The organism is Paenibacillus sp. FSL R7-0210, from assembly GCF_038009085.1.
In the GTDB taxonomy this organism is placed as follows: Bacteria; Bacillota; Bacilli; order Paenibacillales; family Paenibacillaceae; genus Paenibacillus_AQ; species Paenibacillus_AQ silagei.
The window spans coordinates 3,593,554-3,611,147 of record NZ_JBBPAR010000001.1; the positions used below are offsets into that span (position 1 = coordinate 3,593,554).

Here is a 17,594-nt window from a genome sequence, read left to right on the forward strand (position 1 = left end):
CTTAAGCCCCCTTTCTAGTTTTGGTATAATCCTCTTAACGGGGCTTCACCCATTCGTTCTGTACAATTCTCAAATATTGCGCTTCACCGTTGCTGACGATTTTGAACAGGCCGGTATTGAAATCTGTATCAAGCTCACGAAAGAAAACCCCCTTCATGGCATCATTCCCATCCGGTTCATCCATAAGGATATGGCGGTCGCCCTCTTTGACCAGATAAGCAGAGAACCCTTGCTCATGGGACTGCTCGAGCAGCTCCGGATACCGCTGGACCGCAACGATATGAAGATCAATCGGACCCATCCGCTCCAGCAGCTCATTAATGAAGCTTCCCCGTGTAATCTCCTGCCACAGCGTTTGGCTTGACTGTCCGAGTACAATTTGTGTAATTTTGTTATCCTTTGCAGTCTCCACAATCACATCAACCGTTTTTTTGCCGTTACATTTGCGGATCACAAATTGTCCGCCAGCCTCCTTGGTCTGATTCTCCCAGCCAGACAAGTACTGCTGCTTCTCCCTGTTATATTCATTGTCCCCGGATGCATCTACAGTGAGTACCATCAGCGGGGCATTGAGCAATCTGGCCAATTGTCCTCCCCGCTGTATCAACCGCTGCCCGTGCGGCCCATAATGCACACACACCATGATGCTCTCATTGTTCATTTCCATTTCCATTTCAAACCCTCCACATCAGTAAATTTATTCCAGGTAAAAAACACAAAAAGAGCCCGCTTTTGGCAGGCTCCTCCGGTAACTCCGTATACAATTATTGCAATTATATAGTCACCCAAGGAGAAAGTAAAGGCAATTTGCGGTGAATAATCATGGAAGCCTCAGGGGAGCCTGTGTAAAAAGGAGGAATTCCCCATTAGCTACTGCTTCATTTTTATTTCTTCCCTTTGATTATCCCCGGTATAAATTCGCAATATGCACCCCCTAGCACGAATGGGTGCAGCACATAAGGAAATAACTATGAAAAGGGGATCTTTTCGGTTCAAGAATTTGATCGAGGGGGACTTATGATTATAAATATTTACTTTTATATTTTGATTGCATTCATATTACCTTGGATTATTAGCATCCATTATCTAAAAAGAAAACCTTCGCCTTTTATCACTTATGTACCCGTTGTATCTAGCATTGCGATGTTAATGAATATAATCGGTTTTCACTTCGATTTTTGGAAAATCGAACCTTACGATATCGCTTCCCTTCCGTTTGATTTTGGAATTTATCCTGTATTGAGCTGTTTTATGATAAATAGTATCGATTCAAAAAAGTATTCAACACTAACTTTTTTAGTCTTCTATAGCCTATTGACCACAATAATGGAGTACGGGGCTTTTTCAGTAGGGATAGTCGATTATGGAAACGGATGGAACATTGGTTGGAGTCTAGTTTCTTATTTGGTGGCTTATACAATAGTAATCATCTATAGAAAATTGATAAGCGCATTTGTTTAAATGATGTTCCGAGCTGATAACGAAAACTCATAAAAATAAAAACAGTCCCGATGAAAATAAAAGTCTCATCGGAACTGAACATTAATTACTCAGAACTTAAATAAGTTGTATAAATATACAGATTGTGATTTTTCATTTTAAATGAGAATTCACAGTTAAAAAACCCTTATATCACAAGGGGAACTGTTTCATTTCAGATGAGAAAAGTCAGTCCAACTAGCCGGGCCCTCTCTAATATTTCATTTTAAACGAGAAAACGCACTTTTATGGTTTATGCATCATTTATGAATATTATGCATCATTCTAAATACAAAACAACTTAGGTCGATTTGAGACTTATAATTAATCATCATTTTTGAAATTCGAGTGCAAATAAATTAAAATGTAACAGAATTTATTATAAAATTTTTTTCGACAGTTTGTATGAATATACATTTTTTAAAATATTGATTCATTGATAATTGTTAGTAATTTAAACTGCTTAATACCGGATAAAAAACTTCTTGAATGTCTGTAATAAACGCCGTAATTACGAAAAAAAAACTACGTCTGCCCAATTAACGAACAGATGCGTTTTTTCAAGTCGGCTTAAATAAAGATGGGGATCTCGGCGAAAGCGAAGGCGGTTTGTGCCTTCCTGCAGCCGGGATTCCCATCCCTTCCGTTCATGGAGGTAATCTTCATACTTCACACCACTGAGCCGGTTTAGCAGGTTCTTTTGCTTCAAGGCATCGTCTACCCAAACCACAAATTCGCCACCACGCCAATTATAGCGATTCCAACTCCTCAGACCCGTCATTCGACGGTGACGGGTCTTGGTCTGGCGGAAGAAGCGCTCGTGGTCATTATTTGTTCTGGGTAGGTAGGAGGTATCGTAATAAGCAAACAATCCTGCCCAAAATCCATGGCTGTAGCGCTCAAAATTTTCGACCATTTCACGGTCTTCTTTGCGAGTATTTGTGCGTTTCAATTCGGTACGGAGCCACCGCATCTGTAGGCGAATGCATTCTGCAGTTTGCGGTTTCGGCGCACTCAGAATATGGGCGGCATCGGCCTACTGGTCAAACATCAGAGAGGATGATTGTTATGAAAGGATTTGGGAGGAGATTTTTAATTTTTGGCGTTACCTTAATTTTAATGGTAACCTCAATGGACTACCCGGTGCCACCACCACTGAAGCAGCAAATGCTCCAAGAACAATGGAAAATTTGGGTAGAGGTGTAGTTGCTGTTCGCAACGGGAATAGTGTCTTTGTTAGTTGGCGTTTCCTGGCACTTGATTCTGCAAATATTGGGTTTAACGTTTACCGCATCACAACAGATAGTACAGCCTCTGCACCTTCTACGGCTACTGACGTTGGATACACTCCCATCAAACTTAACAGCACAGTTCTAACAGAAGGAACCAATTTTACAGATAAAACCGCTGATAAGACCAAGAATAATACATACTATGTAAAACCAGTTATCAGCGATCAAGAACAAGAAGCCAGTGCAGTATATACACTGACCGCTAACTCTGCTAATCAACCCGCATTCGTTATTCCACTACAAGGAAATAGTGAAGTCCGTGCCGTCTGGGTAGGAGACTTTGACGGTGATCATGAGTATGATTTCCTTCTTTCTAGAAACACCTCAACAACTCAACAACTAGAGGCAGGTTTGGAATCTTTACATATCTGGTTTCCCCACCCTCCTTCCATCTATAGGTAATATCCCTTATATTGTATTTTCTGTGATGAGTCTTAATTATGTAAGACTCCTTATTTCTAGTCAATTATACTTTTTTTCAAATCATTCCCTTTAAAAAACAAGAACTTTACATGCAAAAAAGTATAAACATAAACATTTAATTTATAAAAAACTAAATATGCCATGTACATGAGGAAATTTTGAAAGGGAGGTAGCCTGCTTTCCATGGTCTGGATCCTGTTAGCTCCTAAAGTTATAGCTTAACTACAAGAAGATATCATTCTATCTATAAGCCAAGCAGCAGATTGAGGACCCTTCATCTAAGTGGCATTTGTAAAGAGCCCCCTTTGTAAAAGCATTACATGATCTGGCTTTTACTCAAGATTATTTGGGAATGATATTTACCATCATATATCGATCCGCCTTCTCCTCAAGCTTAACGTACATCATTTCCATTTCCTCTCGACGCTTCCCATTTCTTCGTTGTAGTAATCGCTGATCTTGGTGGAATACGCTAATTATGGGATATTCTGGCCGATCATAGATATCTTGATAATTTGGATTAACTCCACTCTGCCGGAAGTATTTAAGTGCTTGTGTTTCCCAAGTTGTTGGACGAGCACTGGGGAACCTTATTAGGTGTCGGAGAATACGATCCCAATCAAGACCAGTTCCGCTATCACGGTTTTCATTAATTTCGGTTAGCAAAAGACGGACCACTGCGAGTGAAGCAAACTTTCCTAAAACCTCGGAATCTTCATGTAAAGGTTGGCTTTTGGGGGTATCTTTTGAGAGAAGAGTATGCGTTCCTACAGCTTCACCAGAAGCACCATTGTCTGAACGTTCATCAAGCACATTCCCCTCGTTCGGTGTCCCATTATGTTCAGAGTCTTTACGAATGGATTCTCGTCGACTGTCATTTAACTCACCTTGTGCTTCAGCAAGAAATTGAATCAAGAATCCGCTACATCCTGGTGTTTGACTGTGCAACGACTCTACCCCTTTGTCAAGGGTAACCGCCTTGCTAAATGAGTTAGCTGCCTGCTGGTTCAGGAATCCCAATTTATGAAAGTACTCTATATTTTTCTCATATATATTAGAGTTCAGTTGTTCAACGTGCCGGACAATTTGGCTTTTTAGATAGTCAGGGTCATTATCCAATCTTGTACGCTCTTCTTTGTTAAACAAGGTCCGAATAAGCACAAGTTCACTTTCTCGGAGACTCCCGGATGTTGAAAGTCCGAGACTAGAACGAAACGCGGCTGGCACTTCGCTCCCCAATTTATCAAATCCCGCTAATAGTGCTTCCATACTCTCGAGGGCCCCAGCCATAGTATGAAACATATCTTTGCTTTCAAAACCACCCGGATAAATTAGATTTAAACTTGATAGGGATTCGGAAGTACTCAAGCGATTCTGGGAGTCATACACGGGATATCGTAGACGTCGCATAAGTTTGCGGCGCCAGCGTGTCTGATTCCCTACATCAGAGTCAATAGCAGAATTCTCAGTACCATACTCATTGTAGCCTCGATAATTTCGATATGCCTTTAATGCATCCTTGGAAAAACGAGCCTTAAATATTTCTTCGGGCTCTACTGAGGAATATTGGCGACGTTTAGTATTCCATAAGTGTAACTCGACAAAGTTTGTATGAAAGAAATAATCTTCCACAGTATGAAGAGCTTTCCCAAAGCCAACAAGGATATCATGCCGCTCCGGACTTTTTTTGGTTAGATTCCGCTTTTCCTTCCAATCTAATTCAAGTTTACTTAACTCTTCAGACAATAGTTGAATGTATTCTTCAACGAATTGGATTATCCCTCTACTACCTCGCTGGTACATCTTGTTAAGAATACGCTGTTCCCCAGACAAGACGTAAGGCGGGTAATCACAATGTTCATGAGGATAGTACTGAGTGAAGAAGTTCCGATAAATTCTGTCAATCTCGGCGGCTGGTATTGGATCAAGTTGCTGAAACTGAGCTGGAAGCATGGATATTAACGCTTCCTTCTTAGGGATATCATCTGAAAAGATCATATGGGTAATACCTAACATGATGTGCTCGAAATATTCGGCCAGTTTCCCATACCTAGAATTAACAGGTGCGTACTTACCCATTAGTTGATCAAGCCATTGATCCGCATCTACAACATCAAGAATGGTATCGGTCAATATGCCGAGAATTGGAATTGATGACAAAATGTCTAAAAAACGGTTTGAACGTTTTGCTTTATTCCAAATGGTGCGCTTGGCTAACATGTGAGCGAATGGATCACGGAACTGAGAAATATCAGTTAAAAAGTTTCCAAGTTCGACGTAGGTGTATTCTTCATCAGGACGTAACAAACCAATTTTCTCCAGAGTATTGTGAAATATCTCAGCATGTCGTAATATTTCTCCCATAGCTCCTCCTTAAGCAGTATCAGTGTTGACGATAGTCAGGTAGTTCTGGGCCAGCTTGTAACCATACCAGTGTTGTTGGTAAAACAACTGTCCATGGATCGCCCTCAGGAACAGCATTTTCAAGATCATCTTGTTTTGCTCTTAACTCTTCACAGAGCCCGATGTAGAGAGGATCGTCAATGACTGGAGCATCACCACCATTCCACAACTCACCAGTCTGTAGGTAGTAAAGTATTGCTTCGTTGTATGCTGGATGTACGGGAATCACAATTCGAGCTGATCCGGCCTGAAGAAATTTTGTAAACAATGGATCATTATCATAGGTATTTGATACCGTCGCCCAATTATCCTTACGTCCCCAAAAATACGGATAAAATAGGTACGTCATCTGTTCCCATTCAAAAGCTTGTTCAAAAAACTGAATAAATCTTCCTTCTGATGCTGCTTCTACAAGGTCAAATTCAGGTGGATTTCCACTCACAGCATTAAATTCTGTATAACGTTGTCCAGTCAACATACTAATTGAATGTTTTTTCAATTCTGTACGCTCGATATCCCGGTTGGTGTTTGGGTTATAGCCGGTTATAACAACTCCACGACGTGCTTCGGCAGCACGTAATTTTTCTTCATATTGAGCCATTGCGGTTGTATAGGCAGATTGAATTAGTTCAAATGTCTTAATCTGCCACTGTCTGAAATGTTCTAAAGATATGTGGCAAATAACAGAAACAACAATCGTGTAGCTATCTATATTCATGGTATTAACAGTAATAGGTAAAAAATTTTCCTCTTTGTTAAGAAACCCACCCATCACTGGCTGATCGAAATATCCTTGAACAAGCCTGCCAATAGTAACAATATAATACTGATCCTTTAGAATCTCAGGATTCATGTATTTAATTACACTCGACGCGACAAAACCAGTCTCTGCATAATATCCCTCAGGTAGCTTTAAATCATTTACGGATTGACTGAACCCTTCTTTCATTTGTAACCCATGCTTATCTAAAGCGTAGCTAACAACTCGCTCGCTAGGAGGTGGTGGTGTTATTCCTTGAACATTGTAATTTCGGCTAAGTATCAGATAGTTCGATTCATTAATATCCGAGGCAGTAATTTCACCTAGTGGAATGGGTTTCGTAACATTTATTGCATTACCCGAGTTATTTGCTTGGGCATATTTAAAGAACGCAGCAGGCTCTGGCACGACAAATTCAAACATCATGCGCTTACCATAGTTGAAAATTTGTGCTTTGTAGTGTTTATCAACCCAACGATACACACCTGTAATGTGTCCTTCCGTACCTATATTGTTGATACTGTGTGTGTTTATTTCTTCAACCTCTTGTATTGTTTTTGTAATTCTCTCTTCGCGAGATTTCTTTTGGATCTTAGCTATGGAACGGTCAAGCACTTCCTTCGAGAAATTCGAGGATACTCGAGCACTATCTCTTGTTGATTGATTATATGCAAAATTAGCATGTGCTCCAAACTTAACAGGACCATAACTGGAACTTACAGTAATACCTGTATCAACCTTCATGTCTGTTTGAATGGTATTCTCAACCTCTTTCTTCAACTCAAAACGATCTGTAGACTGCGTGTCTCTTTCGGTTTCTTCCGTACTCTCCAATTCGATAGTAAGCGATTCTTCTGTCCGATCGTATCGTCGGTGCTTTCGTTCTTTCGACTCCCCTTGCATGACATTTTCAATATGAGCAACTTCGCCGGCTACGTAACGTTCCAGCGTCTGTTTTACAACTTTGAGATCACCAATACCGAGAGGTCTTATCTGTGATCTGATTGACCATGGAAAAGGGAAGTCAGAGGGGGAGGGAATAGATTTCAGTGATTCTAAATTAAAATTTCTATTCATAAAAATCATGGTGCCTGGGATTTTTTTTGCAGCATCCGGAATTTCCTTCTCTATTAAGCGAGGTTCGTAATATAATTGTTCAGTCACAGCAGCTAGTTCTTCATGAATTCGTTTAAGAACCTGAGGCTTATTAAATTGATCAGAGTTTTTACTATTTTCGATCATGACCCGAGCAGTTTGACTTAGAGCTTCAAGGTCTGCTGGGTCAAAAGTAAATGAGGAGCGGTATAATATTTTTTTCAGGTTAGACTTCTCAGTTGTATTTTTAGCTACATGAAATTCATCGAGTTTCTCTTGATCGAGTTCCTGTTCTTCTTGCTTCAGTTCAATTATTGGCTGAAGCATTTGAATCTCTTCGGCTGCCTCATGTAACTCAACATACTTGTCCCAAAGGGCAGAGATATGCTTTTGAATAGTATGATTACGTGTGTTTTTTTCATTGCTACGTAACTGTCCTTCAACTTTTTCAGGTGCAATTCGAACAAACTCTTCAGGAAGAACGACTACTCCCCTATACGCTGCTTGTAGATCTTCTAAGGTCACCATTTCATCATCTTTTGCTAACTTACCCAAGATATGGAATGATTTAAGGCCTTCCATAAGACCTTCCAAGTTTACAGGAGTAACACGGTTAATGAGGTAGAATGCATGTAATCGATCCCATAAATTACACTGTAAATTAAATGCGTAATCGCTTTGGATAAATATTTTAGGACAATCTCCAATCGCATTCTCAATTTGTCTATGGAATTTTTCCGATTCAAAAATCCGTACTTGATTTTCTATGATACGACTTACAGCCACAATTACTTTAAATTTTTTATCCCCTTGGATTTCACTTCCCCAGTTATTTTTATTAACTAGTTCCATTACATGAGGAAGAACTTGTCCAATGTGTGAATTCGGCTCAAGTTCATTAATTAACTTGCCGACTGGAGTTTCATTTAAATGCCTTGAGTCAACGATACGGCTAGAATTTCCATTCTTTTGCTTCGGCTCAGTTGGTGGACGTAATGCCACGAACTTGAAAACGTCATTTTGATTTTTTATTTTATCCAATGCTGAGTGCACCTCCAAATGGTTTAAGATTTTCTCACATAATATAGTCTCCATAATTGGGGGCATTATTCGATAATTGGAATTAATCAAATGAATAAGGAGCCATTCCTGTAATGAATTAATTCGAGGTTTGAAAGAAAAAAGCGCCAACTGTATACTGGGAAACGTTCCGACCAAAGAACAAATTCCAGCACAGGAGGCACTCAACATGAAGTATAAACAATCAAAGAAACAGAATCAACGGATTACACGAATTTCTGACAAGACCCTTGTCGTAGGCGCAGACATCGCTAAAGAAACCCACGTGGCCCGTGCCATCGACTTTCGGGGGATCGAACTGGGAGGGCTGAGTGTTCTCCAATACCCGTACCGGGCTGGAACAACTGGTTCAATGGATGAAGGAGCTTCAACAAGAGCATGCCAAGAGTGACTTCCTCTTTGGCATTGAGCCCACCGGACACTACTGGTTTAACCTAGCTGAATACTTGGGACAGCAAGGAATTCCACTCGTCATAGTCAATCCGCATCATGTTCACAAAAGTAAAGAACTGGAAGACAACTCACAGACGAAAAATGACTATAAAGATGCTAAGGTCATCGCCGATTTAGTGCGTAACGGGAAGCTGTATACCCACATGGAAACCAGCCTGGTTCTGGACGCCTTACAGGCCGCTTATGCTATTACTTCTAAAGAATACGTCCACCAGTTGGAGACGTACCAGATGGAAACCAGCATGATTCGCTAAGGAAACTGTTACGATAACGCCTGTATTGAGTCCTGGCATAGTATTTTAAAGAAGGAACTCATATTTACTATAACCCTCGTTTTAAAACTACTGAGCAAGCCTACAATGCAATTTACCAGGACATTGAGTTTTACTATAAACCGTAAGCGAATGCACGGAGCTCTGGGCTACCTTTCCCCTCCCCTTTTGCAAACAATTTACTACACTATCCGTTGCGTGACTGTCTACTCTCTTGACAGAGGGCCAGTCTCATACCATGAACTAAACAAAATGTCTAGTGCTAAGTCGTAAGAAACATCATCATCTTTTAAAAGATATTTCTTTACCTTCATCTATCATTCGATGGAACTCCGGAAACAAGCTACCGTAATAATAGGAAAGTCGTTGGAGGTAGAGCTATGAATAAGAAGACAAAAAAGAAAAAGACTAAAGCATATCAATCCCCCTCAATAAAGATCCCTTCAGCAGCAATACAAATACTTTGGGCAAGAAATAAAATGGCCCGATTTCAAGATCGGATGTTGATTACTGCTCAGTGGGATAGAAGGCTTTTTCTACCACTCGCTCGAAAAATCCTTTCTCCAATCATTGCTTTCTCTGGAATCATCTCGATTTTAAATGCGATCCTCAGTTTCATTACCGGAGAACCAGATGCATTACAATCTAATTTCCCTATTATAAATCAGATATTCAGACTTGATCTGATTTGTTTGCTCATTTTGAAAGCCAGCGGTCTTCTTCCTATTGTCCCTCTCATTCTATTAATGGGATTATTTCAACTGCTCCAAAAAGACGTAAGCATAGGATCAGAGATTCGAAATAGATTTACCCGTAATCAAGGAATAGCATTATTATGGAATTACTACGTCATGTACAGCACTACAAAGTATTTCCCTGTATTCCTTCAGACCTCCTTAAGAGTGGTCTTACTTTTTAGCGCAGCAATAACAGTCTTGTGGATATTGGGAATGAACCGATTTCAGAAGTCATATGGTTCATTTGAGCCAGAACGAATACTGAAAACGAATGAAAGAAGATTACGGAAAGTGAAAAAACGCAGGGGAAAAAGATGAGGCTAATAAACCCAATATTCGTACCTAGTTGCTTTAGCTTTATGAAAACGTTCAGCTATTCTCATTCTTACTTAATAAATTTTTCAACCGAGAATTCTCAATTGACAACGAAAATACTTAAGTTTTTGAAATCGTTCTCTGCTCAATATGTTCCTAGATATTACTCTTTACCCGCCTAGATGTATGTACAACTGATAAGGATGGGATTAGAATTGAAAGTAGACGACAGTTAACGGACGGAGGGATAATAAGGGCAACGGAGGTGCATCCCTATGGGAGAAAAACGACAACGGTATAACGAAGAATATAAGAAGCAAACGGTAAAGTTCATTCAAGAGCAGACGAAGAGCATAGGGGACATCGCGCAAGAGCTGGACATTCCGAAAAGTACGCTGCACCAGTGGATGGGGCAATACCGGGAGCTAAAGAATGAACCGGTGGCCAGTATGGATCGGGTACGGGAACTCGAAGCCGAGCTCCAAGAGATGCGCCGTCAGCTCCAAGAGAAAGACAGTCGACTTGCCGATACAGAGGAAGAATTGGCAATCGTAAAAAAAGCAGTGCACATCTTCAGCAAACCAAGGAACTAAGATTCCAGTTCATGAAGGACCATCGCTCCGCGTTTCGCTTGGAGAAGATGTGCAGTACCCTACAGGTATCCAGGAGCGGATATTACAAGTGGCTGAACGCCAAAGCCAGTGTGCAAGCCCTCCGCAAGGCTGCCGTTATGGAGCGAATCCGGTACCATTTTGACGACCATCAAAAACGGTATGGAAGTCCGAAGATCACCCGCCTGCTGCATCAGGAAGGCTATACGGTCACGGAACGCACAGTGAGTGTGTACATGCGAGAAATGAAGCTCCGCTCTATTGTATCTAAGCCATACCGAGTGCAGACGACCGATTCCAAGCATAATAATCCCATTGCACCAAACACACTGAACCAAGAGTTTAAGGTGCTTAAGCCCAATACCGTATGGGTCACCGACATCACGTATATCCCTTGTCGTGGAGGTCGCTTATACCCAGCTAGCGTCATGGATCTATGCACGCGAGAAATTGTAGGGTGGCGGCTGTATAACCATATGGAGACGAGCCTGGTCTTAGACGCGCTGCAGGCGGCGTACACGGCGAAGCGACCCGGCGAGGGCCTACTGCACCACTCTGACCGAGGGTCTCAATATACCTCAAAAGAATATGTCGACCAACTAAAGACATACCACATGAAATCCAGCATGAGCCGTAAAGGAAACTGTTACGATAACGCCTGCATTGAGTCTTGGCACAGTATTTTAAAGAAAGAGCTCATCTACTGTAATCCGCGCTTCAAAAACCCGGAACAGGCATATGATGCTATTTTCCAATACATTGAGTTCTATTACAATCGCAAGCGAATGCACAGCTCACTGGGGTATCTTTCCCCCGCCCGCTTTGCTAAGCAATTCACTAAAAAATCCGTTGCGTAACAGTCTACTTTCTTGACAGAAGTCCAGGAAGTATAAAATTAAACTCTACCCGTATGGCATAGCTCCTTTAATACTTTCAACAGGATTAGATCTTGATCTTCTTGAGAGCAGTTCTTTAATCGCAATAAACATCTCATTATAATATAATTACCCATTCAATCTAAACAAACACATTTATACTTTATACTTTAAAATTTTCACACAAAAAAAAGCACTTCCCCTGAAGATGTGGAGAAATGCTTTTTTTATTAAGAGAATAAAAAGAGATCTAAATTGTTTTTGGATCTTTATAACCAATATTTATAGTAGGTTTGTAACCAGCTACAATAACATTACGCTTCCATTCTACTAATTTCATAAGAAATATAAGAGATCTGAGATCTGACAATCTCTTCAATGTTGTTTTCCTCTCAAAGATAAGCCAAAGACACATATTTTCAGGTTCAATCTTCATTTGATTTATAATGATATCATCCACATTATTTTGAAGTATTTTTACAGTATTTAAAGATTGGTCAATTACATAACTTAGATTTTGAGGCTCACCCATTTTCACAAAATACAGTGTCTTATCTTTGTAGAGATCCATTTTCTCTATTTTGTATTTTTCAATATAAGAAAAGTCTTTATCAAAATTCAAATAACCATCACATACCTTACCCTTGTTAAAATCATCTTCATTTATATTTGATGAAAGGAACGTTGTATTATGCTGTAGTATTGGTATTTTATTTACCTCTTTTTGAAGAAAGTTAATATAAGATTGGTTAAATCGATGCCATTTTCCGTTCACTAAGCAATATCTTTCATCATCAACATAATCTAAGACTTTTTTTAAAGATTCGCTTCTAGTTCTACTATTTTCACTTTTTATCTGAATACGAATATCATTGATTGAATTAATCAAATCAATCCCATTTTCAGTTACGAAATGGGTGAGACGCTCTAAAGACAAGTCATCAAATTTCAGTTCGCTTTGTTTTGAATTTCCTTTCAAGAAGAATGCGTATTGATTATTTTCACTGAAGACAAAGTCGACTCCTGAAACAGAAAACTCCTCAGCTAGCGTACCTGTTGTAGTGTTCGATAATAACGATATAGCAAGCTCTCTATCCAAGCGCCGCTTAGTCTCTACATCTTTTACCTCCTCTACTCTTGGTAGTGTAAGAATAGGTGTTTGACTAAGTTTCTGCTCTATAGAATCTAGAAATCTATCAAGTTCTGAAGGAGATATTTTTACATCAAATAAAACTGAGGAACCAAAGCTTACTACGCTTCCCCAATCCTCTGCATTAATTGTTTTAGCTTTTATATATTGGAATGATTCTCCACTATCATATTCAATCGGGCTCCTGTCTTGATAAGAGATAATATTTTTAGATCGCCTTCCTCCAAACAATTTGGAGTTTTTTATTCTAAGATTGTTTTCGTCAACAATTCTTTCGGCCAAATTTAAACCAAATTCCCCATCACAATATTCACGAAGGTAAAAATGCGCTTTACCAAAGCTGATTGCATAACAGATTTCTTTATTGACTAATAATAGTATTCCGAAGTATAACTCATTATTAGGAAGTTCGTTTACGTCTATGAAATCTTTATATAAATCAACCCACCAAATTTTGACTAAATCAGGTTTATCAGAAAAATAAAATTTGGCCGTATAATCCCCAATTTGTTTTTCATTTTTTGCAATTAAACCTACTGTGCTAAGTTTTCTTTGTAAAGCTTCTCGGTTGCCATCCTTAATTTTATAGATATTATATTTAGGCATTCTAAACCACCCTCATCGTTTTTTTATGTTCATTAAACCTTTACATTAAATAGAGACAAACAAAAAGAACACAGCAACATAATAAAGCATGCTGCCGTGTTCTAGATGTGGTTTCAATGTATTTTTATTCAATTAAGTGTACATTTTAATTTTATCATTCTAAATGAAACGTTTTTCTCGCATGAAATGAAACAATTCTCATTTAAAATGAAAAATCACACAGATCTAATTAATTTTGGAACTCAAGTCCATCCTCACCCACACCGACTATACCCGCAATTCCCGCAAGTCTTACAGCCCTCAATATTAATCAGCGAGGCGCTGCCGCAGGAAGGGCAAAGATCCCTCGAAGCGGTAGCGTGGCTATGTGCGTCATGACCGCCGTGGCTATCATTGGTAGCCGCCGCAGGAACCGTGGATTTCAGCTCGGCGTTCAGCTCGGCGTTGAAATCAAGCTCCAGCGTGGCTGCGATTGGCGCAGGAATGTGATCGTCATGGGCGTTGTTCAGCACATGGGTCTCCAGGGCTTTGGCTACGGCGTCGGCGATGGACTCGACGCGGTTCGCACCGAAGCCGATGGCGCCGGAGCCGCCGATGCCCTTGAGGTGCTTGATCAACAGGCCGACCTTCTCGCCGTGATCGCCGTAGCGCAGGAACAGCGAGCAGACGCGGCCCAGGGCTTCTGCCATGGCGAAGACGTCAGAGCCAGCCTTGCCGACATTCAGGAAAATTTCTGCCGGGATACCATCAAGATCGTTGATCGTGATATACGCCATGCCGAACGGCGTATTGATCTTATAGGTCGCGCCGCGCAGCACCTGCGGACGCTTCTTGTATTGCTTGTCTACTCCGCTGGCCGCTTCCTGGTGAGCAGGCGCTGCGGCTACAGTTGTCGGTGCTGACGGAGCGGCTTCCGTTTCCTTAATCACCTCAGGCTTGGCAGCCGTTGCCGGTTCGTCCTTCTTGTCTTCCTTCTTCTTCGTCTCCAGCACCTGTACATCACGGCTGCCATCACGGTAGATGGTTACGCCTTTGCAGCCCAGATCGAAGGCCATTTCATACAGCTCGGCGGTCTCTTCCACTGTGAAGTCAGACGGGCAGTTCGCAGTCTTGGAGATAGAACTGTCCACCCAGCGTTGAATAGCTGCCTGCGCGCGGATATGATCCTTAGCGGACAAATCCATTGATGTGACGAAGTAGTCCGGCAGCTCTTCTCCCGGATGAGCTTCCAGCCATTCCTGGGCGATAGGCACGAACTGCTCATCGTATCCAAGACGGCTCTGGCGGAAATATTTGAAGGCGAAATACGGTTCGATCCCTGTGGAGGTGCCGACCATAGTTCCCGTGCTTCCGGTAGGGGCCTGGGTAATCACAGTTACGTTACGCATACCATGTTTACGGATCGACTCGCTCACTTCGGGATAGACCTCGGTGATATTCCGCATGAAGCCGCTCTGCAGATATTTATCGGTGTCGAAGGCCTGGAACGAGCCCTTCTCTCCGGCAATCTCAGCCGAAGCCAGATAGGCCTCGCGGGCCATGAAGCCGTAGAGCTTGTCCAGGAACTCCAGGGATTCGGGACTGCCATAACGGATATTCAGCTTGATCATCAGCTCAGCCAGACCCATGGTGCCGAGACCTACGCGGCGTTCGAGCTTCTGGTTGGCTTCATTTTCCGGGAAATGATATGGTGTCTTGTCGATGACATTATCCAGGAAACGCACGGAATAACGGGTCGTTGTCGCCAGATCTGCCCAGTCCACATCATGCTTCTCGGCATCGTAGAACTTGGAGAGATTGACGGCGGACAGGTTGCACACGCCCCAGCCGGGAAGGCCTTGTTCCCCGCAGTTATGGGCAACAACACCACCAGCGATCAGCGAGTGTGTAACAGGCTCAGTAATATCGTATACCGTCACAACCTCGCCTGCTTCGATACCAACGACTTTGGAGATAAACTTTTCATTTTTGCGGGAAGGCCGGGCAATCCGCCCCAGTGCTTCTTGTTTTCTGGTAATCAGCTTGAAGCCGATCTTATTCTTGAACTCCAGGATGTTATTGCCGCTTAAGATCAGCTCATAGAATCCGCTGCCTTCATAGCTCCGTTCCTCGCCGGCTATGGTCGTATACGTAAATATAGCTTGATTCTTCTTCTGACGGTTATAGATGGAACTGTTAATTCCGAAATTAAGCAGCAGCAATTGAACGCCTTGAAGAAGTTTTTTGGAAGCTGAGGTCAATCTGACCGTACGGTGCATCTCATCATTCTCATATACCGTTCCGTCCGCAGAGAATAATCCTTGCAGGAATGCCACAACCGTCGCACGTGAAGCGGTATACAGCGCAGCCGGAACCTCTTTTTCTGCGGCTCTAACTGCCTTCACTCCGAGTTCTTCAAGCTGTTCATTGACCCACCCCTCACCAAGTGTATCCTTAGCCGCAAACCCTCCCTCACCAGACTGCAAATAAACGCAATCGTCTGCACTCAGAGTCTGAGCCTCTTTCCAGCCGGAGTCAGTAAATAAGCGGTGCTCAGGCGTTACGGACAGCTCAACTCCATTTTGCAGCGAGATCTTCAAGGTTTCTCTGGTGCCGGTTGGGAATACTGTCGCCCGTCTCATCTGTAGACCTGGAACTTCATAGCTTCTTCCGCCAACCACTTTGGCCTGCTCCACCAGTCTCGAATCGGTTCCCACCAGGAAGGATTCCGTTCCGACCTTCTTATACAGCTCTTCAATGGTTAAGAGACCATATTCCGTTGCAATGCGGGTGTTCGGGTGGAAGCACGGATTAGTACAAATGATTGGATTGAAATACCAGCTATTCGACATCTGATTATAATACTCCATGAAAACAACGCCCGGTTCTGCGGACTTCCAGGCCGATTCGATAATCGTATGCCAGATATCGCGTGCTCTGACGGTGCGGTAAGGGATGACGCGGCGGTTGTCGGACTTCCATTTATCCAGATCGCCGTCCCAGAGGGCGTCGTAATCCGGGTCAGTGGTATCCGGGAAGACCAGCTCCCAGTCCAGATCCTCCTTGACGGCCTTCATGAAGCCATTGCTGACGCAGACCGACAGATTGGCATTGGTAACCTGGCCCATCGTCTGCTTCACGGTAATGAAATCCAGCACATCCGGGTGCCAGTCGTTGATCATTAGCATCAGCGCGCCGCGGCGGCTCCCGCCTTGTTCAATCAGTCCGGTGGTATAGCTGAACAGGCCGCCCCAGGACACGGAGCCGCTGGAGGAACCGTTCACCCCTCTGACAATGGCACGGCGCGGACGCAGCGAGGACAAATTGATGCCTACCCCGCCGCCGCGGGCCATAATCTCGGTCATCTCGGAGAGTGTCTCCATGATGCCGCCCCGGCTGTCTTTGGGAGATGGAATCACATAGCAGTTGAAAAGTGTAAGCTCCTCGCTGGCTCCGGCCCCAGCCGCAATCCGTCCGCCGGGAACCAGCTTCCAGTCATCCAGAATCGAGCGGAATTTGCCTGTCCATTCTTCCTGAAGCCCGGGAGTCTTCTCCACGGAAGCCATCGCTGCCGCAAGACGGTCCCACATCTCCTCCGGCGTCTTCTCGATGTTCAGCGTCAGCTTTTCCACATCCGACTGCACCAGCTCGCCGCTGCGGGTTTTTACCGTAACCATCCGGCCTGTACGCTCTACAATCTCGCCAACCTCCTTGGTTGGGAACTTCGGATCATCCTTCGTCAGGACAAGTACTACATCGCCTACCTTGGCATTATTGCTGTCCGCGTCCTTCCAGGCATAACGGTCCAGGAATATTTTCTCGCTCAGACCCTCTAGACGCTTGTTGTGTTCCACTGTACTCAATAGTAAAACCTCCCAGGATATAATAGGTCATGCTTCCGGCGGCCGGGCAGCCGCAGCCTGCTTGTCCGGCGGAAGCTCCTCTTGTCAATAACAAACAGCCGAAAAAATCCGCATACCAGCTAAATTTCATGCTTTTGTAACAATATATGGTGTGCGTTAACTTTTAAACTATACCACATGTTGTGGATAGAGGTCTTTTTT

The 17,594-nt window shown here is 42.7% G+C and carries 11 protein-coding genes and 1 pseudogene; 6 read left to right on the top strand and 6 right to left on the bottom strand.

Translation table 11 applies throughout. The features are described from left to right. Positions 1-34: 34 nt before the first annotated feature. Positions 35-673 carry a universal stress protein gene (locus tag MKY64_RS15495; RefSeq protein WP_340954069.1) on the bottom strand — a complete coding sequence of 213 codons (639 nt, stop codon included), beginning with the start codon at positions 671-673 and terminating at the stop codon, positions 35-37. A 344-nt stretch (positions 674-1,017) separates the two neighbouring features. Between MKY64_RS15495 and MKY64_RS33425 the strand changes: the two genes are divergently transcribed. Continuing rightward, the gene (locus tag MKY64_RS33425; RefSeq protein WP_051477991.1) at positions 1,018-1,461 is read left to right on the top strand and encodes a CBO0543 family protein; all 444 of its coding nucleotides are present in this window, start codon (positions 1,018-1,020) and stop codon (positions 1,459-1,461) included. Between the two features lie 529 nt (positions 1,462-1,990). On the opposite strand, the gene MKY64_RS15500 is transcribed toward MKY64_RS33425, so the two are convergent. Further along, on the bottom strand, positions 1,991-2,395 hold the full coding sequence (locus MKY64_RS15500) for a hypothetical protein (RefSeq protein WP_036725035.1): 405 nt from the start codon (positions 2,393-2,395) through the stop codon (positions 1,991-1,993). Between the two features lie 67 nt (positions 2,396-2,462). On the opposite strand from MKY64_RS15500, the gene MKY64_RS15505 reads away from it, so the two are divergent. Beyond that, positions 2,463-3,173: a rhamnogalacturonan endolyase family protein gene (locus MKY64_RS15505; protein WP_036725038.1), complete on the top strand. Its 711-nt coding sequence runs from the start codon at positions 2,463-2,465 to the stop codon at positions 3,171-3,173. 363 nt (positions 3,174-3,536) lie between these two features. Here MKY64_RS15505 and MKY64_RS15510 read toward each other — a convergent pair whose 3' ends face one another. Next, a complete protein-coding gene (locus MKY64_RS15510) occupies positions 3,537-5,558 on the bottom strand; it encodes a hypothetical protein (protein ID WP_036725040.1) in 2,022 nt (673 codons plus the stop codon). 19 nt (positions 5,559-5,577) lie between these two features. Beyond that, positions 5,578-8,493, bottom strand: coding sequence for a hypothetical protein (locus MKY64_RS15515; protein WP_051477992.1), 2,916 nt, complete (start codon positions 8,491-8,493; stop codon positions 5,578-5,580). 208 nt (positions 8,494-8,701) lie between these two features. Here MKY64_RS15515 and MKY64_RS15520 point away from each other — a divergent pair. From MKY64_RS15520 to MKY64_RS15535, 4 genes and pseudogenes are all read left to right on the top strand, one after another. Further along, positions 8,702-9,116 (top strand): annotated as a pseudogene (locus MKY64_RS15520) (IS110 family transposase); the annotation flags it as partial. A 521-nt stretch (positions 9,117-9,637) separates the two neighbouring features. Beyond that, positions 9,638-10,312: a hypothetical protein gene (locus tag MKY64_RS15525; RefSeq protein ID WP_036725044.1), complete on the top strand. Its 675-nt coding sequence runs from the start codon at positions 9,638-9,640 to the stop codon at positions 10,310-10,312. A gap of 272 nt (positions 10,313-10,584) precedes the next feature. Beyond that, complete coding sequence (locus MKY64_RS15530; protein ID WP_036725045.1) at positions 10,585-10,902, top strand: transposase; 318 nt, start codon at positions 10,585-10,587, stop codon at positions 10,900-10,902. 11 nt (positions 10,903-10,913) lie between these two features. Then, on the top strand, positions 10,914-11,777 hold the full coding sequence (locus MKY64_RS15535; protein WP_081751133.1) for an IS3 family transposase: 864 nt from the start codon (positions 10,914-10,916) through the stop codon (positions 11,775-11,777). Positions 11,778-12,045: 268 nt separating this feature from the next. Here MKY64_RS15535 and MKY64_RS15540 read toward each other — a convergent pair whose 3' ends face one another. Both MKY64_RS15540 and MKY64_RS15545 read right to left on the bottom strand, forming a co-directional pair. After that, entirely contained in the window at positions 12,046-13,551 is a 1,506-nt protein-coding gene (locus MKY64_RS15540; RefSeq protein WP_340954077.1) for a DUF6119 family protein, read from the bottom strand. Between the two features lie 254 nt (positions 13,552-13,805). Next, the gene (locus MKY64_RS15545) at positions 13,806-17,393 is read right to left on the bottom strand and encodes an LAGLIDADG family homing endonuclease (RefSeq protein WP_063830904.1); all 3,588 of its coding nucleotides are present in this window, start codon (positions 17,391-17,393) and stop codon (positions 13,806-13,808) included. Between the last annotated feature and the right edge of the window lie 201 nt (positions 17,394-17,594).

Excerpts from the sequence above, each read along its gene's own strand:
- MKY64_RS15530 (WP_036725045.1), top strand. The coding sequence starts at position 10,585 with ATGGGAGAAAAACGACAACGGTATAACGAAGAATATAAGAAGCAAACG.
- MKY64_RS15525 (WP_036725044.1), top strand. The coding sequence starts at position 9,638 with ATGAATAAGAAGACAAAAAAGAAAAAGACTAAAGCATATCAATCCCCC.
- MKY64_RS33425 (WP_051477991.1), top strand. The coding sequence starts at position 1,018 with ATGATTATAAATATTTACTTTTATATTTTGATTGCATTCATATTACCT.
- MKY64_RS15540 (WP_340954077.1), bottom strand. The coding sequence starts at position 13,551 with ATGCCTAAATATAATATCTATAAAATTAAGGATGGCAACCGAGAAGCT.
- MKY64_RS15535 (WP_081751133.1), top strand. The coding sequence starts at position 10,914 with ATGAAGGACCATCGCTCCGCGTTTCGCTTGGAGAAGATGTGCAGTACC.
- MKY64_RS15505 (WP_036725038.1), top strand. The coding sequence starts at position 2,463 with ATGCATTCTGCAGTTTGCGGTTTCGGCGCACTCAGAATATGGGCGGCA.
- MKY64_RS15510 (WP_036725040.1), bottom strand. The coding sequence starts at position 5,558 with ATGGGAGAAATATTACGACATGCTGAGATATTTCACAATACTCTGGAG.
- MKY64_RS15495 (WP_340954069.1), bottom strand. The coding sequence starts at position 673 with ATGGAAATGGAAATGAACAATGAGAGCATCATGGTGTGTGTGCATTAT.
- MKY64_RS15500 (WP_036725035.1), bottom strand. The coding sequence starts at position 2,395 with ATGGTCGAAAATTTTGAGCGCTACAGCCATGGATTTTGGGCAGGATTG.